At 55.5% G+C, this 23621-nt stretch carries 19 protein-coding genes; 8 read left to right on the top strand and 11 right to left on the bottom strand.

Annotated features, from left to right (window positions below; all coding sequences use genetic code 11):
- Positions 1 to 5: 5 nt before the first annotated feature.
- Positions 6 to 1724 (bottom strand): ubiquinone-dependent pyruvate dehydrogenase, encoded by a 1719-nt coding sequence (gene poxB / locus PGR09_RS03395; RefSeq protein WP_045396281.1) that lies wholly within the window; start codon positions 1722 to 1724, stop codon positions 6 to 8.
- A 152-nt stretch (positions 1725 to 1876) separates the two neighbouring features.
- On the opposite strand from poxB, the gene PGR09_RS03400 reads away from it, so the two are divergent.
- Positions 1877 to 2311 carry a DoxX family protein gene (locus PGR09_RS03400; RefSeq protein WP_430915791.1) on the top strand — a complete coding sequence of 145 codons (435 nt, stop codon included), beginning with the start codon at positions 1877 to 1879 and terminating at the stop codon, positions 2309 to 2311.
- 644 nt (positions 2312 to 2955) lie between these two features.
- On the opposite strand, the gene hcr is transcribed toward PGR09_RS03400, so the two are convergent.
- The 4 genes from hcr to aqpZ form a co-directional block, all read right to left on the bottom strand.
- A complete protein-coding gene (gene hcr / locus PGR09_RS03405; RefSeq protein WP_047049043.1) occupies positions 2956 to 3924 on the bottom strand; it encodes an NADH oxidoreductase in 969 nt (322 codons plus the stop codon).
- An 11-nt stretch (positions 3925 to 3935) separates the two neighbouring features.
- Positions 3936 to 5588, bottom strand: coding sequence for a hydroxylamine reductase (gene hcp, locus PGR09_RS03410; RefSeq protein WP_045396269.1), 1653 nt, complete (start codon positions 5586 to 5588; stop codon positions 3936 to 3938).
- A gap of 143 nt (positions 5589 to 5731) precedes the next feature.
- Entirely contained in the window at positions 5732 to 6631 is a 900-nt protein-coding gene (locus PGR09_RS03415; RefSeq protein ID WP_047065549.1) for a lysine exporter LysO family protein, read from the bottom strand.
- Between the two features lie 117 nt (positions 6632 to 6748).
- Positions 6749 to 7444 carry an aquaporin Z gene (aqpZ, locus tag PGR09_RS03420; protein WP_015367500.1) on the bottom strand — a complete coding sequence of 232 codons (696 nt, stop codon included), beginning with the start codon at positions 7442 to 7444 and terminating at the stop codon, positions 6749 to 6751.
- A 395-nt stretch (positions 7445 to 7839) separates the two neighbouring features.
- On the opposite strand from aqpZ, the gene PGR09_RS03425 reads away from it, so the two are divergent.
- The 3 genes from PGR09_RS03425 to macB all read left to right on the top strand — a co-directional run bounded on the left by PGR09_RS03425 (position 7840) and on the right by macB (position 12711).
- Positions 7840 to 9498 (top strand): ATP-dependent endonuclease, encoded by a 1659-nt coding sequence (locus PGR09_RS03425; protein ID WP_045396265.1) that lies wholly within the window; start codon positions 7840 to 7842, stop codon positions 9496 to 9498.
- A gap of 154 nt (positions 9499 to 9652) precedes the next feature.
- Entirely contained in the window at positions 9653 to 10768 is a 1116-nt protein-coding gene (macA, locus tag PGR09_RS03430; RefSeq protein ID WP_045396263.1) for a macrolide transporter subunit MacA, read from the top strand.
- Positions 10765 to 12711 (top strand): macrolide ABC transporter ATP-binding protein/permease MacB, encoded by a 1947-nt coding sequence (gene macB, locus PGR09_RS03435; protein WP_430915792.1) that lies wholly within the window; start codon positions 10765 to 10767, stop codon positions 12709 to 12711. The genes macA and macB overlap by 4 nt, the downstream gene beginning before the upstream one ends.
- A gap of 68 nt (positions 12712 to 12779) precedes the next feature.
- On the opposite strand, the gene cspD is transcribed toward macB, so the two are convergent.
- A complete protein-coding gene (gene cspD, locus PGR09_RS03440) occupies positions 12780 to 13001 on the bottom strand; it encodes a cold shock-like protein CspD (protein ID WP_015367495.1) in 222 nt (73 codons plus the stop codon).
- A 325-nt stretch (positions 13002 to 13326) separates the two neighbouring features.
- On the opposite strand from cspD, the gene clpS reads away from it, so the two are divergent.
- From clpS to PGR09_RS03455, 3 genes are read left to right on the top strand one after another with little or no spacing between them, the layout of a single operon-like run.
- Positions 13327 to 13644, top strand: coding sequence for an ATP-dependent Clp protease adapter ClpS (gene clpS, locus PGR09_RS03445; RefSeq protein ID WP_015367494.1), 318 nt, complete (start codon positions 13327 to 13329; stop codon positions 13642 to 13644).
- 30 nt (positions 13645 to 13674) lie between these two features.
- Entirely contained in the window at positions 13675 to 15954 is a 2280-nt protein-coding gene (gene clpA / locus PGR09_RS03450; protein ID WP_015367493.1) for an ATP-dependent Clp protease ATP-binding subunit ClpA, read from the top strand.
- Between the two features lie 19 nt (positions 15955 to 15973).
- Entirely contained in the window at positions 15974 to 16534 is a 561-nt protein-coding gene (locus PGR09_RS03455) for a hypothetical protein (protein ID WP_131631709.1), read from the top strand.
- A gap of 77 nt (positions 16535 to 16611) precedes the next feature.
- Here the strand turns inward: PGR09_RS03455 and infA are convergent, their stop codons facing one another.
- The 5 genes from infA to trxB all read right to left on the bottom strand — a co-directional run bounded on the left by infA (position 16612) and on the right by trxB (position 22508).
- The gene (gene infA / locus PGR09_RS03460; RefSeq protein ID WP_001040187.1) at positions 16612 to 16830 is read right to left on the bottom strand and encodes a translation initiation factor IF-1; all 219 of its coding nucleotides are present in this window, start codon (positions 16828 to 16830) and stop codon (positions 16612 to 16614) included.
- 359 nt (positions 16831 to 17189) lie between these two features.
- Positions 17190 to 17894: a leucyl/phenylalanyl-tRNA--protein transferase gene (gene aat, locus PGR09_RS03465; protein ID WP_045396250.1), complete on the bottom strand. Its 705-nt coding sequence runs from the start codon at positions 17892 to 17894 to the stop codon at positions 17190 to 17192.
- A 42-nt stretch (positions 17895 to 17936) separates the two neighbouring features.
- Positions 17937 to 19658: a heme ABC transporter ATP-binding protein/permease CydC gene (cydC, locus tag PGR09_RS03470; RefSeq protein ID WP_045396247.1), complete on the bottom strand. Its 1722-nt coding sequence runs from the start codon at positions 19656 to 19658 to the stop codon at positions 17937 to 17939.
- A complete protein-coding gene (gene cydD, locus PGR09_RS03475; RefSeq protein WP_047049029.1) occupies positions 19659 to 21425 on the bottom strand; it encodes a heme ABC transporter permease/ATP-binding protein CydD in 1767 nt (588 codons plus the stop codon).
- A 114-nt stretch (positions 21426 to 21539) separates the two neighbouring features.
- Positions 21540 to 22508: a thioredoxin-disulfide reductase gene (trxB, locus tag PGR09_RS03480; protein ID WP_045396241.1), complete on the bottom strand. Its 969-nt coding sequence runs from the start codon at positions 22506 to 22508 to the stop codon at positions 21540 to 21542.
- A 532-nt stretch (positions 22509 to 23040) separates the two neighbouring features.
- On the opposite strand from trxB, the gene lrp reads away from it, so the two are divergent.
- The gene (gene lrp, locus PGR09_RS03485; RefSeq protein WP_000228469.1) at positions 23041 to 23535 is read left to right on the top strand and encodes a leucine-responsive transcriptional regulator Lrp; all 495 of its coding nucleotides are present in this window, start codon (positions 23041 to 23043) and stop codon (positions 23533 to 23535) included.
- Positions 23536 to 23621 lie beyond the last annotated feature (86 nt).

The following is a 23621-nucleotide window of genomic DNA, read 5'->3' on the forward strand; positions in this document are numbered from 1 at the left end:
TTGTTTTACCTGAGCCAGTTGGTTTTCGCTAGTTCAATGACTTCGTCTCCGCGTCCGCTGATGATCGCGCGCAGCATATACAGGCTAAAGCCTTTAGCCTGCTCCAGCTTAATTTGCGGCGGGATCGCCAGCTCTTCCTTAGCGACAACTACATCGACTAATACCGGACCGTCGGTGCTAAAGGCGGTCTGCAGCGCCTCATCAACCTCAGAGGCTTTCTCGACGCGTATCCCTTTGATCCCGCAGGCTTCGGCAATGCGGGCGAAGTTGGTGTCGTGCAGTTCGGTTCCATCGGTCAGATAGCCGCCGGCTTTCATCTCCATCGCCACGAAGCCGAGAATGCTGTTATTAAAAATGACGATTTTTACCGGCAGCTTCATCTGCGCCAGCGATAAAAAGTCACCCATCAGCATGCTGAAGCCGCCATCACCGCACATCGCGATGACCTGGCGATGCGGCGCGGTCGCCTTGGCGCCAATAGCCTGCGGCATGGCGTTGGCCATCGAGCCGTGATTAAACGAACCCAGCAGGCGGCGTTTGCCGTTCATTTTCAGATAGCGCGCCGCCCAGACGGTAGGGGTACCGACGTCGCAGGTAAAGATCGCGTCGTCGTCGGCAAAGCGGCTAATCTGCTGCGCCAGATACTGGGGATGGAGCGCTTTCTCGCTGGGTTTGGCGAGATCGTCAAGCCCTTTACGCGCTTCGCGATAGTCCTCCAGCGCTTTATCGAGAAAGCGGCGATCGGTTTTCTCTTCCAGCAGCGGCAGCAGCGCTTTCAGGGTCGATTTGATATCGCCCACCAGCGCCATATCCACCTTACTGTGCGCGCCGATGCTACCGGGGTTGATGTCGATCTGGATAATTTTGGCGTCGGTGGGATAGAACGCGCGATAGGGGAACTGGGTGCCGAGCAGGATCAGCGTGTCGGCGTTCATCATGGTATGGAAACCGGAAGAGAAGCCGATAAGCCCGGTCATGCCAACATCGTAAGGATTATCGTATTCGACGTGCTCTTTGCCGCGCAGAGCATGGACGATAGGGGCCTTAATTTTCGCCGCAAACTCCACCAGCTCCTGGTGCGCGCCGGCGCAGCCGCTGCCGCACATCAGGGCAATATTACTCGAGTAACGGATAAGCTGCGCCAGCTTGTGCAGCTCTTCGTCCGCCGGGGTGACCGTGGGCTGCGGCGCATGATACCAGTGGCTGCTGGCGCTTTCCGGAGCCGGTTTCAGCGCTACGTCGCCGGGCAACACAACTACCGAAACGCCGCGGTTAATGACCGCCTTACGCATGGCGATAGCCAACACCTGCGGAATTTGCTCCGGAGTGGAGACCAGCTCGCAGTAGTGGCTGCATTCGCGGAACAGCTCTTGTGGATGGGTTTCCTGGAAATAACCGCTGCCGATTTCGCTCGAGGGAATATGGGCGGCGATGGCCAGCACCGGTACGTGGTTGCGATGGCAATCGAACAAACCGTTAATCAGATGAAGGTTGCCCGGCCCGCAGGAACCGGCGCAGACCGCCAGCTCGCCGGTGAGTTGGGCTTCGGCACCGGCGGCAAAGGCGGCAACCTCTTCATGCCGGGTCGGCATCCATTCGATGGTCCCCATGCGGTTTAAACTGTCGCTCAAGCCGTTGAGGGAATCCCCGGTTACGCCCCAAATACGTTTCACGCCAGCTTGTTCAAGGGTTTTTGCAATATATGACGCCACGGTCTGTTTCATGGTTTTCCATCTCCTTTTTGTGATAACGCTATCAAGCTTAGATGAAACTACAGGTCGCGTTGCCGATTGCCCCTTGTTTTTCGCTGGTTTTATTGGCGGAATATTGCGCATACTCTGGGAACACATAGGGTGTAAAACAGGAAGCACATCAAATGGTTAAGGGATTGTTAAACACAGTAAATAAAACGCTATCGCATGAAGATGCCGGTAAACTCTTGTTACGACTTGCCGTTGGCGGCTTAATGTTGTTTCACGGTCTGCATAAGCTAATCGACGGCGTGGATGGCATTAGCGGGATGCTGGTCGCGAAAGGGCTACCGGGGTTCATTGCCTACGGCGTGCTGGTGGGGGAAGTCGTCGCGCCTTGTTTACTTATTCTTGGCGTCTTGACGCGCCCGGCGGCGCTGGTGCTGGCGTTCACCATGGCGGTCGCCTGGTTGATGGTCGGGACGGGTAAAACTTTCGCGCTGGATGCCGTCGGCGCATGGGCGATTGAAAGCCTGGTCTATTTCTTTATCGCCGCGTTGGCGATTGCGCTATTAGGGGCTGGGCGGTATTCGTTGGCCGGTCAGTCGGCCTGGCGGTAAAAAAGTGCCGGATGGCGGCATTAATGCCTTATCCGGCCTACGGTCCGTGCGGCCTGCCTTTAATTTATTCACCACGCTGGCTGACACTATTGGTGCTGGTGATCTCAAAATCCCCCGGTGGCGCTAGCGCTTACCGGGGCTACAGCACGATGCGATTTGGTAGCCCGGAGAAGGCGCAACGCGCCGCGTCCGGGAAAACCCTTAAAAAAGTTGCAAACCGATAACAGTGCGGCCTGCCTTTAATTTATTCACCATGCTGGCTGAAACTGTCGGTGTTGGCGGCCTCAAAATCGCTGAGACGTTCCCGGAAGGCCGGGGCAGCCCGCATGGATGCGGGCTGAGGGCCGTGTTTTGCAAGGACGCTGCCTCGGCCCGACCCGAAGCCTGCAGGGATAAGTCGAAGGTACCACGAAGTGGCGATTTTGGCGGCCAGAGCCCGGGGGTACAGGGGGCGGGGGCGACTGGCCGCCCCCTGTACGCTCCCTGCGCCATGAGGGGCATAACGCAGAAGAAATATCGGAGCGCAATGTGCTCAGAATTAACACAAAGCACATGTTTTCCCCGACCAAAACCGTTGCAAACCGATAACAGTATCTACGGCCCTGTAGCCCCGGCAAGCGCTAGCGCCACCGGGGATTTTGACCTCAGGCGAGAACCAGATCGCTCTGCGGGTGGCAGGAACAGGCCAGCACGTAGCCGTCGGCGATTTCCGCATCGGTCAGCGTCATGGTGCTGGTAACGCTGTATTCGCCGGCAACCACTTTGGTTTTGCAGCAGCCGCAGACGCCAGCGCGGCAGGCGACGGTCACCGGTACCTTATTGCTTTCCAGCGCTTCCAGCAACGTGGTGCCGACCGGCGCGTAGAACGTTTTCGCCGGCTGCAGCTTAGTGAATTTCAATCCGTCGGAAGCGGCTTCCGCCACCGGGGTAAAGAACTTCTCTTTAAAGAAACGCGTCACGCCAAGCGCCGTCACTTCCTGTTCCACCATCTCCATATAAGGCGCCGGGCCGCAGGTCATCACGGTACGGCTGGCTAAATCCGGCACGCTTTGCAACAGCTCGCGAGTGAGGCGCCCGGCGATAAAGCCCGGCGTCGCGTCGTTTTCCGCCACCAGCGTGACCGGGTATTGACGCCACTCTTCGGCAAAAATCACATCCTTCGGCGAACGCACGTTAAAGATAACCTGCACATCCGCCTGCGGGCGGTACTTCGCCAACCAGCGGCGCATCGACATAATCGGCGTCACGCCGCAGCCGGCGGCCAGCATCAGAAAACGATCGCTTGTTTTATCTTCACAGGTAAATTCGCCCATCGCATCCGACAGCCAGATATAGTCGCCGCGTTTCACATCGCGGGTTAACCACTGTGAGCCTGCGCCATCGTCAATACGACGAACGGTCAGCGTAATGTATTCACTGACCCCGGGCGTTGAGGAGAGCGTATAGGCGCGCAGCGTATCCGCCGAATGGCGCACGCTAACCAGCGCGTACTGCCCGGCACGATAGGGATAATAGTCGTGGCACAGCAACGAAATCGTCCATACGTCCGGCGTTTCCTGCTGAATATGATGAACCTGCATTCGCCACGGGCACTGTTGAGTTGGCATTGTCATGCGGTGACTCCTTATGCGCTCAGCAACTGCTGCATATCTTGTTCTACGGTAGTGACGGAACGCAGACCGAACTTCTCGTTGAGGACAGCCAGCAGGTCCGGGGTGAAGAAGCCAGGCGCGGTTGGGCCGGTGACGATGTTTTTCACCCCGAGCGACAGCAGCGTCAGCAGGATGACGATGGCTTTTTGTTCGAACCAGGAGAGCACCAACGACAGCGGCAGATCGTTTACGCCACAGCCCAGTTTTTCCGCCAGCGTTACCGCGAGAATAATCGCCGAGTAGGCATCGTTACACTGACCGGCATCGACCAGACGTGGCAAGCCTTCGATATCGCCGAAATCCAGTTTGTTGAAGCGATATTTACCGCATGCGAGGGTTAAAATCAGGCAGTCGTCCGGTACGCTGGTGGCGAAATCAGTGAAGTAGTTACGTTCGCCGCGCGCGCCGTCGCAGCCGCCGACGAGGAAGATGTGGCGCAGTTTTTCACGGCTGACCAGATCAATCAGCGTATCCGCCGCGCCGAGCAGCGTCTGGCGGCCGAAGCCGACGGTGATCAGATGCGGGATTTCGCTATACGGGAAGCCGGCCATTTGCTGCGCCTGGGTGATAACCGGGGAGAAATCTTCGCCTTCCAGATGGTTGACGCCCGGCCAGCCGACGATGCTGCGGGTCCAGATGCGATCGTCGTAAGCGCCGACGGTCGGGTCGATGATGCAGTTGGAGGTCATTACGATGGGGCCCGGGAAGCGGGCGAATTCAACCTGCTGGTTCTGCCAGCCGCTGCCGTAGTTGCCGATCAGGTGTTTGAACTTACGCAGTTCCGGATAACCGTGCGCCGGCAACATTTCGCCGTGGGTATAGACGTTAACGCCGGTACCTTCGGTCTGCTCCAGCAGGTTATAAAGATCTTTCAGATCGTGGCCGGAGATCAGGATGCACTTACCTTCGGTGGCTTTAACGTTGACCTGAGTCGGCGTCGGGTGGCCATATTTCGTGGTTTCACCGGCGTCGAGGATGCTCATCACTTTGAAGTTCATCTGGCCGATTTCCATCGAACATTCCAGCAGAGCGTTCATATCGGCAGGCCAGGTCCCCAGCCACGCCATGATTTTATGGTACTGGGCGTAAATGTCGTTGTCGTACTGGCCGAGCACGTGCGCGTGTTCCATATAGGCCGCAGCGCCTTTCAGGCCGTACAGGCACAGCAGGCGCAGGCCGAGGATATTTTCACCGATCGCGGCCTTGTCTTTATTTGGCGTATAGTCCGCCGCCTGACGTTGCAGATCGCCCAGATCATCGCTAACCAGCTGCAGATCGGCGACCGGGCTGTCGACGGCGGCGTTGGCGTCAATATTCAGGCATTGCGCTTTCAACGCCTCGCGCATCGCGATCGCCTGACGGGCGTAGCCGACGATACGCGGCGAGTCGAAGTTCACGTTGGTCAGAGTAGAGAAGAACGCGCGCGGGGCGAAATTATCCACCTCATGATCGATGATGCCATATTCACGTGCCTTAACGGCCCATGCGGAGAGCCCCTGCAGCGAAGCAATCAGCAGATCCTGCAAATCGGAGGTTTCAGCGGTTTTACCGCACATACCCTGCGCGTAAGAACAGCCATTTCCTGCCGGCGTACGGATAGTTTGTTCACATTGCACACAAAACATGATCACACCCTTTAAAGTTATATTTTAGATACATGTTTAAGGTTATGCCTGTGTCTGTACGGAGAAAAGGTATTTCTGATACAACTTAAAGGGAGATTGATTTAGCGCAATTTTGGCGGTAGGGATCTACCGCCACAGGGGGATCAGGCTGAGAAGAACGCCATCAGCACCGGCACCAGCAGGCTGAGGATAAAACCGTGTACGATGGCTGCAGGCACGATTTCCACGCCGCCGGAGCGCTGTAGCACCGGCAGAGTAAAGTCCATCGAGGTTGCGCCGCACAGCCCAAGCGCGGTGGAGCGGCTACGCATTACCATGCCCGGGATCAGCATAATAGCCAGCAGCTCACGGGCCAGATCGTTAAAGAATGTGGCGCTGCCTATGACCGGGCCGTAGGATTCGGTCATCAGGATCCCCGAAAGGGAGTACCAGCCGAATCCGGACGCCATCGCCAGACCGGTTTTAATGGGCAGACCAAGAATAAGGGCATTAATCACTCCGCCAAATAATGAACTGGCTGCGACCACTACCGCGACAATCATGCCACGACGATTAAGGACTATTTGCCGTAATGTCATTCCATTATTACGTAGCTGAATACCGATAAGGAATAATAAGAAAATTAAAGTATATTCGCTGGCTTCGGTCGCATGTTGTAAAAAAGAGAGGCCGCTTAACCCCAGCAGAAAACCAATTAGCACGACGCCAAGCAGCTGCAGCGACTCGAGAGCCATCGCCAGGCGCGAGGGTAATTTTTCAGGACGATGCTTAACCCGCCACGGCATTTTTTTATCCAGCCATAGCAGTGCTGCAATATTGCACAGAATAATTACCACAATGCTAACCGCGGAGTAATGCAGTATTGATAACAGATTGCTGCTGAGATTATCGAGGAAGGCAAGGCTAATCCCCATGAAAAAGAGGATGACGTAAACAATCCAGCTAAGCAGCCGGGTAATCAGTTTCAGTGCGGAAGGGTGACGCAGAGGAATCAGATAGCCGACAATCAACGGCAGCAGAATGATTAATAGTCCCGAAAACATGAACGGCAAGGTCCTTGCAAATTAAGAATAGCGCCAATGACACTACCCAATTCGCCAGGCCGAGTAAAGCTGTCGGCAAAAAGAAAAAGCCCGGCATCGCCGGGCTTCTTGCGAGGATTAGTCGCGTTTTTCGAGCAGGGTGCGGTACAGCACGCCGCCGAGGATACCACCGATGATTGGCATCACCCAGAACAGCCACAGCTGCTGCAGCGCCCAGCCGCCCTGGAAGATAGCGACCGCGGTGCTACGCGCCGGGTTTACGGACGTGTTGGTGACCGGAATGCTAATCAGGTGAATGAGGGTCAGCGCCAGGCCGATGGCGATCGGCGCAAAGCCCGCCGGGGCGTTTTTATCGGTCGCACCGTGGATAACCAGCAGGAATCCGCAGGTCAGCACGATTTCGATAACGATAGCGGACAGCATCGAGTAGCCGCCCGGGGAGTGTTCGCCGAAACCGTTTGAAGCGAAGCCGCTCGCGGCAGCGTCAAAACCGGCTTTACCGCTGGCGACAACGTACAGCACCGCGGCGGCAATAATACCGCCGACCACCTGGGCGATAATATAACCGATGACGTCTTTAGCCGGGAAACGACCGCCGGCCCACAGACCTAAAGTTACCGCCGGGTTAAAGTGACCGCCGGAAATATGACCCACGGCAAAAGCCATGGTTAATACGGTTAAACCGAAGGCCAGGGCGACGCCGGCAAAACCAATTCCCAATTCCGGGAACGCTGCTGCCAGCACTGCGCTGCCGCAGCCGCCGAATACGAGCCAGAATGTGCCGAAGCACTCTGCTGCTAATTTTCTGAACATAACCACCTCAAATAATAATGTAAACGAACACGTTATGACGTGCCGGTCTTTATTTATCGACGCAAAGGATGACGATAAAAATAAAGCGTCGCTATTTTAGGGACGAACGCCACCCTCGGACTAGTTAAATAAATTGATGTAATTTGATTTAGAGCAATGAGATGATTTTCCTTTCACCATGCATGATTTATGCAAGTGTAGAACACAACGCTGAAAAATAAACTACTACCGAAGATGAATTAATTTATTAATTATATGAAATCAAGAGCCGATACCTTACAAACTCATTTGCTTCTGGATTCCATTGTCGGCGTGGGAAGCAGGGGGTGCCATGTCGTCTGCGCCTCGCTATACTGCTGATTACTGAAGGAGAATGTGGGCCAGGCGGAGGGGATATGCATCTTGAGCGTGTAGAGATCGTCGGATTTCGCGGTATCAACCGTTTATCGTTGATGCTCGAGCAAAACAATGTGCTAATCGGCGAAAACGCATGGGGTAAATCCAGCCTGCTGGACGCTCTGACGCTGCTTTTATCGCCTGAGTTTGACCTGTACCATTTCGTGCGCGATGACTTCTGGTTTCCCCCCGGCGATATTCAGGGGCGGGAGCATCATCTACATATCATTTTAACTTTCCGCGAGAATGAACCCGGGCGCCATCGCGTGCGCCGCTTTCGTCCGCTTAGCGATTGCTGGGTGCCGTGCGATGACGGCTATCAGCGTATTTTCTATCGCCTTGAGGGCGAGCTGGCGGATGACGGCAGCGTGATGACCCTGCGTAGTTTTATTAACTGCCAGGGAGAGGCGCTGGAGCTGCATGATATTGACGATCTGGCGCGCCACCTGGTACGCCTGATGCCGGTGCTGCGCCTGCGCGACGCCCGCTTTATGCGCCGAATTCACAACGGTACCGTGCCGCATTCACCGCAAATTGAAATTACCGCCCGGCAGCTGGATTTTCTCTCCCGCGAGCTGGTCAATCACCCGCAAAATCTCACCGATGGGCAAATCCGCGAAGGGCTGTCGGCGATGGTGCAACTGCTAGAACATTATTTCGCCGAGCAGAGCAGCGCGCAAAGCCGCAATCGCCTGATGCGCCGACGTTCTCATGATGAACAACGCAGCTGGCGCTATCTCGATATTATTAACCGAATGATTGATAAACCCGGCGGTCGTAGTCACCGGGTGATCCTGCTTGGGTTGTTCTCCACTTTATTGCAGGCGAAGGGGACCGTCCGCCTCGATCGCGATGCGCGGCCGCTGCTGCTGATTGAGGACCCGGAAACGCGTCTGCATCCGATCATGCTTTCGGTCGCCTGGCATTTACTGAATCTGTTGCCGTTGCAGCGAGTCACCACAACCAATTCCGGCGAACTTTTGTCGTTAACGCCGGTTGAACAGGTGTGTCGGCTGGTACGTGAATCGTCCCGCGTCTCGGCGTGGCGGCTCGGTCCCGGCGGGATGAATGCGGAAGATAGTCGCCGCATTGCGTTTCACATTCGCTTCAACCGCGCGTCATCGCTGTTCGCCCGCTGCTGGTTGCTGGTGGAAGGCGAAACGGAAACCTGGGTTATCAACGAACTGGCGCGCCAGTGCGGGCATCATTTCGACGCTGAAGGGGTGAAGGTTATCGAGTTTGCCCAGTCCGGACTTAAGCCGCTGATTAAATTCGCCCGCCGGATGGGGATTGAATGGCATGTGCTGGTTGACGGCGATGAGGCCGGTAAGAAGTATGCCGCTACGGTGCGCGGGCTACTCAACAACGATAACGAACTGGAACGCGTGCACTTAACCATGCTTCCGGCGATGGATATGGAACACTTTATGTATCGTCAGGGGTTCGACGATGTTTATCATCGGGTGGCGCAGATCCCGGATAATATGCCGATGAACATGCGCCGGGTGATCACTAAAGCTATACATCGTTCATCGAAACCCGATCTGGCGATAGAGGTCGCGATGGAGGCTGGGCGGCGGGGAATTGACGCCGTCCCGACGTTGCTGAAAAAGATGTTTTCCCGCGTGCTGTGGCTGGCGCGCGGGCGCGCTGATTAGCCCAGCGGCGAAAACCGTGCCATGTTACGCCGCAAGACAAAGCCGCAGCCCAACATCAATAAACATTAAGCATTGCTAAAATTCTGGCTTCTGTTCGCCGCCGCTTCCGTTAGAATCATCCTCCGGGCTGCGGGGAATAGATCAGGAATTTTTTATGACATTGAATGGAAAACGCAGGAAAGTCTGGTGGCTGTTGGCGCTGGTGGTGGTTATTGCGGCTATCTGGGGGTGGCGGATTCTGAACGCGCCGTTGCCGCAGTATCAAACGCTGGTGGCGCGTAAAAGCGATCTGCAGCAGAGCGTACTGGCGACGGGCAAGTTAGATGCGCTGCGTAAAGTCGACGTCGGCGCGCAGGTCAGCGGCCAGTTGAAGACGCTGCGCGTCAATATTGGCGATAAAGTACAGAAGGACCAGTTACTGGGGGTTATCGACCCGGAGCAGGCTGAAAACCAGATTAAAGAAGTCGAAGCGACGCTCATGGAGCTGCGGGCGCAGCTTAAACAGGCGCAGGCCGAACGTAAGCTTGCGCAGGTAACCTTAGCGCGCCAGCAACAGTTGGCGCAGCGCCAGCTGGTATCACGCCAGGATCTGGATACCGCCGCCACCGATGTGGCGGTGAAAGAGGCGCAAATCGGCACCATCGAGGCGCAGATCAAGCGCAACCAGGCGACCCTCGACACCGCGAAAACCAACCTCGACTATACGCGCATCCTGGCGCCGATGTCCGGCGAAGTGACACAAATTACCACCCTGCAGGGGCAAACGGTGATTGCCGCCCAGCAGGCGCCGAATATTCTGACCCTGGCTGACCTCAGTACCATGCTGGTGAAGGCCCAGGTTTCGGAAGCGGACGTAATCCATCTTAAGCCGGGGCAAAAGGCGTGGTTTACGGTACTCGGCGACCCCCTGACCCGTTACGAAGGTACGCTGAAGGATATTCTGCCGACGCCGGAAAAGGTCAATGATGCCATATTTTATTATGCGCGTTTTGAAGTCCCTAACCCGCAGGGGATCCTGCGTCTTGAGATGACCGCGCAGGTGCATATCCAACTGGCGGAAGTGAAAAATGTGATTACTATTCCGCTCAGCGCGCTGGGCGACGCCATCGGCGATAACCGCTACAACGTGCGTCTGCTGCGCAACGGGGAAGTGAAAGAGCGTGAAATTGTTATCGGCGCGCGTAACGATACCGATGTGGCGGTGGCGAAAGGGCTGGAAGAGGGCGATGAGGTCATTATCAGCGAAAGCACGCCCGGAGCGGCAAAATGACGACGCTGCTCGAACTGCGTGATATTCGCCGCAGTTACCCCTCGGGCGACGGCGAAGTTGAAGTGCTAAAGGGCATCACCCTCAGTATTGCCGCCGGGGAAATGGTGGCAATCGTTGGGGCTTCCGGTTCCGGTAAATCAACGCTGATGAACATCCTTGGCTGCCTTGATAAGCCCACCAGCGGCACCTATCAGGTTGCCGGGGTCGACGTGGCGCATTTGAGCGGCGATGAACTGGCCAGGCTACGCCGTGAGCACTTCGGTTTTATTTTCCAGCGTTACCATCTGTTGTCGCATCTGACGGCGGCGCAAAACGTCGAGGTTCCTGCCATCTATGCCGGTAAAGAACGACGGGTTCGCCTTGAACGCGCGCGCGATTTGCTCTCTCGTTTGGGGCTGGGCGAGCGGGCGGAATACTTCCCTTCGCAGCTCTCCGGCGGCCAGCAGCAGCGCGTGAGTATCGCCCGCGCCCTGATGAACGGCGGCGAGGTGATTCTCGCCGATGAACCGACCGGGGCGCTGGATAGCCGCTCAGGCGAAGAGGTCATGGCCATCCTGCATCAGCTTAAGGCGCAAGGGCATACGGTGATTATCGTCACCCACGACCCGCAGGTCGCGGCGCAGGCCGAAAGAATCATCGAACTGCGCGACGGTGAAATTGTGCGTAACCCACCGCCGTTATCGCTGGAGAAAGGCGGCGTGCTTCGCGCCGAAAACCGTGCGGAGCCTTCCATCTGGCGTCAGTTCAGCGGTGGTTTTCGCGAGGCGCTGGTGATGGCCTGGCGGGCGATGGCGGCGAATAAAATGCGTACGCTGCTCACCATGCTTGGCATCATCATTGGTATCGCTTCGGTAGTCTCTATCGTAGTCGTCGGCGATGCCGCGAAACAGTTGGTCTTAGCCGATATTCGCGCCATTGGCACCAATACCATCGATGTTTATCCCGGCAAAGATTTCGGCGACGACGATCCGCGTTATCAGCAGGCGTTAAAATATGACGATCTGCTGGCGATTCAAAAACAGCCGTGGGTGAGCTCCGCAACGCCGGCGGTATCGAAAAGCCTGCGCCTGCGCGCCAATAACATCGACGTGGCTGCCAGCGCCGAAGGCGTTGGCGCGCAATATTTCAACGTTTACGGCATGACGTTCAGCGAGGGAAATACGTTCAATGAGCTGCAGCTGAATAGCCGGGCGCAGGTGGTGGTGCTGGATAGCAACGCCCGTCGCCAGTTATTCCCCCATAAAGCAAAAGTGGTCGGCGAGGTGATTTTGGTCGGTAATATGCCGGCGACGATTGTCGGCGTGGCCGATGAGAAACAATCGATGTTCGGCAGCAGCAAAATTCTCCGCGTCTGGCTGCCTTATTCCACTATGGCCGGACGGGTGATGGGGCAATCGTGGCTTAACTCGATAACCGTCCGCGTGCAGGAGGGCTACGATAGCGCCGCCGCTGAGCAGCAGCTGGTGCGGTTGCTGGAACTCCGCCATGGCAAAAAAGATGTTTTCACCTGGAATATGGACAGCATCTTGAAAACGGCGGAAAGGACCACACATACTTTACAGCTGTTCCTGACCCTGGTGGCGGTGATCGCGCTGGTCGTCGGCGGGATTGGGGTAATGAATATCATGCTGGTGTCAGTCACGGAACGCACCCGTGAAATCGGTATCCGCATGGCGGTTGGCGCCCGGGCCCGGGATGTACTGCAGCAGTTTCTTATTGAAGCGGTACTGGTTTGCCTGGTGGGCGGCGCCATCGGAGTGAGTTTGTCGTTGATGATCGCGTTCATTCTGCAACTGTTCTTACCCGGTTGGGAAATCGGTTTTTCGCCGCTGGCGCTGTTGACCGCATTTTTGTGTTCGACGTTAACCGGGGTGCTGTTTGGCTGGTTGCCGGCGCGTAATGCGGCGCGATTAGACCCGGTGGATGCGTTGGCGCGGGAGTAATGAGATAAAAATGCCAGTCAGAAGGACTGGCATTTTATTAGCAGGATGTACACAATGAAGCAAAAGAGTTATGCAGCCGTTTCTGCTTCCACAGGAACAATCACGCTGGCGTGATTGCCTTTCGGCCCCTGGTGAACATCAAACCGAACGGATTGCCCGGCTTTTAGCGTTCTGTAACCATCCATCTGGATGGTGGAGTAATGGGCGAAAATGTCTTCGCCGCCGCCCTCAGGGCAAATAAAACCGAACCCTTTGGCATTGTTGAACCACTTAACAGTACCCATTTCCATACTTCGACATCCTTCGTAAATCTTTATAAGTAAGATGGAATGAACCGGTAGGGGAGTCACGAGTTGTACAATTGCTCGCCAACTCTCGCCAGTACAATTTAGAGAAATACGGAAATGCGTCAAGCAATTGACGAGGGTGGACGGTGAAAAATGCGTCAAAATTTGAAGCAGTTAACGCTATTGCTGGGGAATGTGACAGGCGTCGCGGATGGAAGCAATAGATGATAGTTATCTATGATCTATTGTAGATTTGTAACGTGCATAACCTCAGATCATCGACAGGCCGCGGCCTGTTGGCAACAGCAACCGATGACGAACATTGACGATGAGTAAGAGAGATTGGCTGGACTTCGATCAACTGGTAGAAGACGAAGTTCGTGATGCGCTTAAACCACCATCTATGTATAAAGTGATATTAGTCAATGATGACTACACTCCAATGGAGTTTGTTATTGACGTGTTACAAAAATTCTTTTCTTATGATGTAGAACGTGCAACGCAACTGATGCTCACGGTTCACTATGAAGGTAAGGCGATTTGCGGCGTTTTCACCGCCGAAGTTGCGGAAACCAAAGTCGCTATGGTGAACCAGTACGCCAAGGAGAACGAGCATCCATTGCTGTGTACGCTAGAGAAAGCCTGATTACAGGCATGAAAATTGGGGGAGGTGCCTATGCTCAATCAAGAACTGGAACTCAGTTTAAACATGGCTTTCGCCAGAGCGCGCGAGCACCGTCATGAATTTATGACCGTCGAGCACTTGTTGCTGGCTTTACTCAGCAACCCCTCGGCACGCGAAGCGCTGGAAGCCTGTTCCGTGGACCTGGTCGCTTTGCGTCAGGAACTTGAAGCCTTCATCGAACAGACCACTCCCGTCCTTCCGGCAACGGAAGAAGAGCGAGACACCCAGCCGACGCTAAGCTTCCAGCGCGTGCTGCAGCGTGCGGTTTTTCACGTCCAATCCTCCGGTCGCAGCGAAGTGACCGGCGCCAACGTACTGGTCGCGATTTTCAGCGAGCAGGAGTCGCAGGCCGCCTATCTGCTGCGTAAACATGAAGTCAGCCGCCTTGATGTGGTGAATTTCATCTCTCACGGCACGCGTAAAGACGAGCCCAGCCAGCCTTCGGAAAACAACGCGAGCCAGCCGGGTAACGAAGAGCAAGCAGGCGGGGAGGATCGTATGGAAAACTTCACCACCAATCTTAACCAGCTTGCGCGCGTGGGCGGCATCGATCCGCTGATTGGCCGCGATAAAGAGCTGGAGCGTGCCATACAGGTATTGTGCCGCCGCCGTAAGAACAACCCGCTACTGGTGGGTGAATCCGGCGTCGGCAAGACCGCGATTGCGGAAGGGCTCGCCTGGCGTATCGTCCAGGGCGACGTACCGGAAGTGATGGCGGATTGCACCATTTACTCGTTGGATATCGGTTCGCTGCTGGCTGGGACCAAATATCGCGGCGATTTTGAAAAACGCTTTAAAGCGCTGCTGAAACAGCTTGAGCAGGATACCAATAGCATCCTGTTTATCGATGAGATCCATACCATCATCGGCGCAGGCGCAGCCTCGGGCGGTCAGGTTGATGCGGCTAACCTTATCAAACCGTTGCTGTCCGGCGGCAAGATCAGGGTGATTGGCTCCACGACTTACCAGGAGTTCAGCAACATCTTTGAAAAAGATCGCGCGCTGGCGCGTCGTTTCCAGAAAATCGACGTGACCGAACCTTCTGTCGAAGAGACGGTGCAGATCATCAACGGCTTGAAACCGAAGTACGAAGCGCACCACGATGTGCGTTATACCGCCAAAGCGGTACGTGCGGCGGTCGAGCTGGCGGTGAAATACATCAACGATCGTCATTTGCCGGATAAGGCGATTGACGTGATTGACGAAGCGGGCGCACGGGCGCGGCTGATGCCGGTCAGCAAACGCAAGAAAACGGTCAATGTGGCGGATATCGAGTCCGTGGTTGCGCGCATCGCGCGTATTCCGGAGAAGAGCGTCTCCCGCAGCGATCGCGATACGCTGAAGAACCTTGGCGATCGCCTGAAAATGCTGGTCTTCGGTCAGGATAAGGCGATTGAAGCGCTGACTGAAGCGATCAAGATGGCGCGTGCCGGGCTTGGCCATGAGCATAAACCGGTTGGTTCTTTCTTGTTCGCCGGGCCGACCGGGGTAGGGAAAACCGAAGTCACCGTGCAGCTGGCGAAAGCGCTGGGCATTGAGCTGTTGCGGTTTGATATGTCTGAGTATATGGAACGTCATACCGTTAGCCGCTTGATTGGCGCGCCTCCGGGATACGTCGGTTTCGATCAGGGCGGGCTGTTGACCGATGCGGTGATCAAACATCCGCACGCGGTGCTGCTGCTTGATGAGATCGAAAAAGCGCATCCGGATGTCTTCAATATCCTGCTGCAGGTGATGGATAACGGTACGCTGACCGATAACAACGGCCGTAAAGCGGACTTCCGCAACGTGGTGCTGGTGATGACCACCAACGCCGGGGTGCGTGAAACCGAGCGTAAATCGATTGGTCTTATCCAGCAGGATAACAGTACCGATGCGATGGAAGAGATCAAAAAGATCTTTACGCCGGAGTTCCGTAACCGTCTCGACAACATCATCTGGTTCGATCACCTCTCTACGACCGTGATCCATCAGGTGGTCGATAAGTTTATCGTCGAGCTGCAGGTACAGCTGGATCAGAAAGGCGTGTCGCTGGAAGTGAGTCAGGAAGCGCGTGACTGGCTGGCTGAGAAAGGCTATGACCGGGCAATGGGTGCGCGTCCAATGGCGCGGGTGATTCAGGACAACCTGAAGAAACCATTGGCGAATGAGCTGCTGTTTGGTTCGCTGGTGGACGGCGGTCAGGTCACCGTTGAGCTGGATAAAGCTAATAACGTGCTGACTTACGGCTTCCACAGCGCGCAAAAGCACAAACCGGAAGCGGCGCATTAAATAAATTCTGAATTGTTCAGTGATAAAGACCGGGCTGGTGACAGCCCGGTCTTTTTTTATTAGCGTTAAAACGGATGGATGTAACCACAAGGACGAAATGATGAAATGTGCAAAAATGTCGTGCTGCGCCTCGCTGGTGCTGCTTTCTTTTAATGCTCTGGCGCAATGTCCGGATATGACGGGTAGCTACCGCTTTAGCGGTGCTGATAGCCCGTTTTACCTGGTCAAAATCTCGGGGCAGTCAACCTATCACGCTTATTTTCCCGCCGGTTCGGATAAATATGTGCACTCTCGCAGCGTCGATGTGCCTGCGGAAAAACGCAAAGAGGAGCAAATTCCCGCGTGCGCCCTGTTGCTCAAAGGGGCAGGAATGCTGGTAAAAATGGAGAAGGGAAAGAAAATTAACACCATGAGCCAGTCACAAAACTATATGACGGAGAAAACTATTACTACCGATTATGGCTTAATGGTGTATTCCGGCTTTGCCTCAGACTTTATCGGTGTCGATAAACTGAGTGCCCATGTGCCGAAAGAAGCGCTAAACAATACCCTACCGATAGCTAAAGAGATGGCTGAGTAAATCGGCGCGGTAGGCAGAAATGAAAAGACCGGGCATTGCCCGGCCTTCAGCATCTGACGCCTTAGCGGCGGAAACAATTAGCGACTACGGAAGACAATGCGGCCTTTGCTCAGGTCGTACGGGGTCAGCTCAACAGTCACTTTGTCGCCCGTCAGAATGCGGATGTAGTTTTTACGCATTTTACCGGAAATATGCGCAGTTACCACGTGACCGTTTTCCAGTTCTACGCGGAACATAGTGTTAGGCAACGTTTCAAGTACGGTGCCCTGCATTTCAATATTGTCTTCTTTGGCCATCTAGTCCTCTGGGGTATCACTACCGTAGTTTTGAACCGGCAAGATAATGCCGAAGTTCATCAAGTATGTAAAGTTTTACGTATACCCAAAACAGTTCGCGTCGCAGGCTGGCGATAAATAATTACGCGCAGCCAGCGCCTGTAGCTTAAAACATGACGGGTATAAATCGCCGAAGTAGTTTTGGCGCATTGCCCGGAATACACGCGGTGAAACCACATGACAGGCGCAAACGTAAAGGGCAGTGACAGAACGATGGGCGTTATCTGACTCTTATTATTCCCAAACGGCGGCGGGGCAACAGGCAGAAGCTACTCTACCGCGCAATTATACCACCACGCTAAGAAATGTGCTGAAAACATTTATCCATTACCGGTAAATAGCACCCGTGGTACCCAAAATCGCTCCGGTAAGCGGTAGGTGCGTAATACGGAAAGGTAATCGAGATAATCGCGGCGCGGAATTTCAATCGCCCCTAAAGAGGCGGTGTGCGCGTTAAGTACCTGACAGTCAATTAATCTACCGCCATCCTGGGCAAAAGCCTGACAGAAGATCATCAGCGCGGTTTTAGAGGCATTTTCCGCCCGGCTGAACATCGATTCGCCGCAAAACAGCGCCCCCTGCGCCACGCCGTACATGCCGCCGACCAGCGTCTCCTCATCCCACACTTCTATTGAATGAGCATGACCGAGTTCATGTAACTGGTGATAGGCCTGAACGATGCTGGGAGTGATCCAGGTGCCTTCATCACGATGGCTGGCGCAGCCCTCGATAACCTGGCCGAAGGCGTGGTTAAGCGTCACCCGATAGGGAGAGCGTTGATGAAAGCGCTTCATGCTGCGGCTAAAGTGGAATTGCTCCGGCCACAGCACGGCACGTGGGTCGGGCGACCACCATAAAATAGGGTCGCCGGGAGAAAACCATGGAAAAATACCGCGCTGATAGGCCATGAGCAGGCGAGCGGGACTCAGATCGCCGCCCAGCGCCAGCAGGCCATTTGGTTCACGCAGGGCGCCTTCCGGGGAAGGGAAGGCGATAGAGTCACGAGAGAGCTGAACCAGACGCATTTTTGACCTCAATACGCACCAGCAATTGTTGACAATAATAGCTTACAGACGTTGCTTAAACTGGTAATAGCGGCCCTGTTTCGCCAGCAGCTCTGCGTGACTACCTTGCTCAATAATTTGTCCGTTGTCCATGACTATTATCTGATTAAACCGCGCCAGTCCACGCAGGCGGTGGGTGACCATCAACACGGTTTTATCGCGCATCACTTCGCTAAGTAAATCAAGGATCTGGCTTTCCGTTGTCGCATCGAGGCCTTCGGTAGGCTCATCAAGCAGCATTAGCGGCGCATTGTGCAATAGCGCGCGGGCGATAGCCAGTCGACGTAGCTCGCCGCCGGAAAGCTGACGACCGCCCTCGCCGAGCCAGCTATTCAGGCCGCCATCTTCCAGCAGTTTGTCGAGACCGACGCGCTTGAGCGTATCGCTGAGCTCGCCGTCGCTGGCCTGCGGCGCGGCAAGCAGCAGATTATCGCGCAGCGTCGCGCTGAAGAGATGTACTCGCTGCGGTACGACGCTCATCGCCTGGCGCAGAGTCGTTTCCGACAGATCGCTAAGAGGCTGACCATTTAGCTGAATCTGGCCGCTGGCCGGATCCCAGGCGCGGGTCAATAACTGTAGCAGAGTCGATTTACCGCAGCCGGTACGGCCAAGAATGGCGATATGCTCACCCGCCGCGACCTGTAGCGAAATATCGTTCAGCGCCGGTGTCGACTGTTGCGGATAGCGGAAGGTTACCTCGTCCAGGGTAAGCGCTACCCGGGAGATGCTTTGCGGCGCCTGCTGGCTGAACGTCACTTCGGGCTGCTGCTCGGTGATCTGCGTAATGCGACGCGCTGACGCGATGACCTGGCCGAGATGCTGGAAGGCGCCGGTGACCGGTGCCAGCGCTTCAAATGCCGCTAAGGCGCAGAAAACGAAGAGGGCGATGAGCGCCCCCGGCTGGCTATTACCGCCAACGCCGTCGGATGCCATCCACAGCATGGCGATCACCGCGATGCCGCCAATCAGCAGCATCAGCGCCTGCGATAGGGCGGTGAGCTCAGCCTGGCGGCGCTGCGCCTCTTGCCAGCGCTGTTCCGTTTTTTCCATCTGTTTACGGTAGCGATCGCTGGCATTAAACAGCATTAACTCGGCTTGCCCCTGTAGCCAGGAGGTGAGTTGCTGGCGATACTGCCCGCGGAGCTGGGTGATCTGCTCCCCGGTCGGTTTACCGGCACGGTAAAACAGCGGCGGCAGCAGGAGTAGCGTCGCCAGCATAATGCCGCCAAGCGTCAGCGCCAGGGTGACGTCAAGTACGCTTAAGCCGATGGTTACCACCAGGATGACCACCAGCGCGCCAACCAGCGGCGAAATCACGCGCAGATAGAGATGATCCAGCGTGTCGACATCAGCCACGATGCGGTTGAGTAACTCGCCCTGGCGAAAACGCGCCAGCCCGGCGGGAGAGAGCGGCAGTAGTTTGCTAAACGTGGCGACGCGCAGATGCTGCAATACCCGGAAAGTGGCGTCGTGGCTTACCAGACGCTCAAAGTAGCGGCCGGCGGTACGAATAATCGCCGCGCCGCGAACGCCCGCGGCGGGCAGCATATAGTTAAAACTGTAAATGCCGGCGACCCCGACCACGGCGGAGGCAGACAGGAACCAGCCGGAAAGCGTCAACAGCCCGATACTTGCCAAAAGAGTGACGATAGCCAGCACCACGCCGAGAGTCAGCAGCCATTTGTGGCGTTTGTATAGCGCCAGATAGGGTAATAGTGCGCGCATTTAAATTTCCTCCTGGCGATGGGCTAACAGTGAGGCAAACGCGCCGCCGGCGGCAGAAAGCTGCGCATAGTCGCCTTGCTCGACAATCTGACCATTCTGCATTACCCAGATAGCATCCCAGTCGACCAGTCCTGCCAGTTGGTGAGTGACCATCAGCGTGGTCTGCTCGGTCGACGCGTTAGATAGCGCCTGCATGACACGCTGTTCGCTATGGGCATCAAGGCTGGCTGCTGGTTCATCCAGTAGCAACAGGCGGCACGGTACCAGCAGCGCGCGTGCAACGGCAACTCGCTGGGCCTGGCCGACCGAAAGGCCACCAGCCTGATCGCCAACCGGGGTATTAATACCTTGCGGCAGTTGGGAGATAAACTCGCTAACCCAGGCCTTATCCAGGGCCAGCTGTAGCTGCGCTTCCGTGGCTTCTGGCCACGCCAGCAGCACGTTTTCCCGCAGAGTGGCGGCGGGCAGCTGCGGGTTCTGTCCGACCCAGCTAATTAGCCGACGCCAGCGTTCAGCATCGAGATCGCGCAACTCGACGCCGTTGACCTGTAGCGAACCTTCATAGGGAAGAAAGCCGGTCAGCGTATTCAGCAGCGAGCTTTTACCGGAGCCGCTCTGGCCAACCAGTACCACACGTTCTCCGGCGTTCAGGGTGAAAGTAAGCGGGCCTGCCAGCGTTTTGCCATCCGGTGATTTGACTATCAGATCGCGGGCTTCAAGGCGAATCAGTTCATGATCGCTCAGCGTTTTCTCGCCCCTTTGAGCCTGCGCCAGCGGAGTTTCCATAAAGGTCTTCAGGCTATCCGCGGCGCCAATGGCCTGCGCCTTGGCATGGTAAAATGTACCTAAATCACGCAGCGGCTGGAAAAACTCCGGCGCCAGAATCAGGGTTAAAAAACCGGACATCAGCGTGACGCCGACGCCGTAGTGTCCGAAGTCGAGCTCGCCGAGGTAGGAAAAACCGAAATAGACTGCCACCAGCGCGATGGAAAGCGAGGTAAAGAACTCCAGCACGCCGGAGGAAAGAAAGGCCAGACGCAGGACTTCCATCGTCCGCTGGCGGAAATCCTGCGATGCGTCGCGAATATTATTGATTTCCGCTTCGCCGCGGTTGAACAGGCGCAGCGTTTCCATGCCGCGCAGGCGGTCAAGGAAGTGGCCGCTAAGGCGACCGAGGGCGAGGAAGTTACGCCGGTTAGCATCGGCGGCGCCCATCCCTACCAGCGCCATAAAGAGCGGGATCAGCGGGGCGGTGCCGAGCAAAATTAGCGCGGCAGCCCAGTTGCTGGGGAAGATAGTGATAACAATTAGCAGCGGCACGCAGGCGGCCAGCGTCATCTGCGGCAGATAGCGCGCGTAGTAATCATGCATATCATCGATTTGCTCAAGGATGAGCGTCGCCCAACTGCCGGCGGGTTTTCCCTGAATCCAGGCCGGGCCCGCCTGCTGAAGGCGGTCCAGCACCTGGCGGCGAATTTCATAACGGATATGCTGGCCGGCGTGGAAGCCGACGCGTTCGCGTAGCCACACCACCCAGGCGCGCAGGATCAGCACCAGCGCCAGCAAGGTAAACGGCAGCAGCAGCGCCGTCGCCGGGATATTTTCCATAATCATTCGGTGAAGTATTCGCGCCAGGAACCACGCCTGAGCGACGATCAACAGACCGCTCACGACGCCCAGCAGGCGAGAAATCATCAACCAGCGACGGGAGATAATGCTTTTTTCTTTTAACCAGCGGGTTAACTCTTGTTGACGGGTTTTATTCATTGCGCGCTTAGCAGGTGTCGTTATGAGATTTTTGGGCACGGCAATGTTACAACGAGGCAAAAATAAAGGCGACTTTTCGTCGCCTTCTTTACCTTTGTTACTGACTTGTAAAGATTATTTGCAAGCGTCAGCTAAACCATCCAGGTAGCGTTCCGCGTCCAGTGCGGCCATACAGCCGGTACCGGCGGAGGTAATCGCCTGACGGTAGATATGGTCCATCACGTCGCCTGCCGCGAAGACGCCAGGGATACTGGTCTGCGTGGCGTTGCCGTGGATGCCGGACTGTACTTTGATATAACCGTTTTCCAGCGCTAACTGACCTTCAAAGATAGCGGTGTTCGGGCTGTGTCCAATGGCGACGAACAGGCCGGCAACTTCCAGAGTCTCAACGTTATCGCTGTTTTTGGTATCGCGCAGACGCAGGCCGCTGACGCCCATCTGGTCGCCTGTGACCTCTTCCAGTGTGCGATCGGTGTGCAGGACAATGTTGCCGCTTTCCACTTTATCCATCAGGCGTTTGATGAGGATTTTTTCCGCGCGGAAGGAGTCGCGACGGTGGATCAGATGCACTTCAGCAGCAATGTTGGACAGATACAGCGCTTCTTCAACCGCCGTGTTGCCGCCGCCGATAACCGCGACTTTCTGGTTGCGATAGAAGAAACCGTCGCAGGTGGCGCAGGCAGAGACGCCGCGGCCTTTAAACGCTTCTTCAGAAGGCAGACCCAGATAGCGGGCGGAAGCGCCGGTAGCGATAATCAGCGCGTCACAGGTGTACTCGCCGCTGTCGCCGACCAGGCGGAACGGACGGTTCTGCAGATCGACGCTGCTGATGTGATCGAAAATAATTTCAGTTTCGAACTTGGTGGCATGCTCGTGCATACGTTCCATGAGCAGCGGACCGGTCAGATCGTTTGGGTCGCCTGGCCAGTTTTCCACTTCAGTGGTGGTGGTCAGCTGACCGCCTTTTTCCATGCCGGTGATCAGCACCGGCTGCAGGTTTGCGCGCGCAGCATAGACCGCCGCGGTATATCCTGCAGGTCCAGAACCTAGAATAAGCAGTTTACTGTGTTTGGCTGTGCCCATGAGATCCCCATATTTTATTGGCATACATTGCGCTGGATTGTAGGGAATTTGCGGGCGTAAAAAAAGAGCGTAGCGATTTTGTTAACGATATGTGCAATAGAACCCGCCGATGAATTGGCGATTTAACGAGCGGAAAATATAATTAATTCTACTGTTAGCGCCCTGATTATAAGATGAAAACATGAGATTCAGAGGGGGTTGATGATGAATATCTGGCATCTTGTACTAAAAATCGATGTTTTGCTTTGACAATCCCCTGTGCTTTTGCGAAAACATTCATGGAAGAAGAAAAGCAGTGTTTAGCGTGTGGCGAATGTTCATGCACGCAAATGCCATTTTTATCCGGGTCAGCGAAATCTACGCATGGTGTGGACAGACGCCATGCGTGATGTCGGTGACTGCCATCAGGCAACGGGCTTCTCACGTACCCCTGGGTTACTCAACGTCGTACGGGTAATAACGGGATGGGCTCTGGCAGTGAAGGCGCAGAGTCAGAACAGGAGTAGGGAAGGAATACAGAGAGACAATAATAATGGTAGATAGCAAGAAACGCCCTGGCAAAGATCTCGACCGCATCGATCGTAACATTCTGAATGAACTGCAAAAAGACGGGCGTATTTCCAACGTCGAGCTTTCCAAACGGGTGGGACTTTCTCCGACGCCTTGCCTTGAGCGCGTGCGTCGACTGGAAAGACAGGGTTTTATTCAGGGCTATACGGCGCTGCTCAACCCGCATTATCTGGATGCATCACTTCTGGTATTTGTTGAGATTACTCTGAATCGTGGTGCGCCGGATGTGTTTGAGCAATTTAACGCCGCAGTGCAAAAACTTGAAGAAATTCAAGAGTGTCATCTGGTATCCGGTGATTTTGACTATCTGTTGAAAACCCGCGTACCGGACATGTCAGCGTATCGTAAATTGCTGGGCGAAACCCTGCTGCGCCTGCCGGGCGTAAACGACACCCGTACCTACGTGGTTATGGAAGAAGTCAAGCAGAGTAATCGTCTGGTAATCAAGACGCGCTAACACGGAACAGGTGCAAAATCGACGTAGTTTGATTACACTCCTGTTAATCCATACAGCAACAGTGCCGGGGAGACCCGGCGCTGTTG

The sequence above is a fragment of the Klebsiella sp. 141251 genome (assembly GCF_050600725.1).
GTDB classification, from domain to species: Bacteria; Pseudomonadota; Gammaproteobacteria; order Enterobacterales; family Enterobacteriaceae; genus Klebsiella; species Klebsiella aerogenes.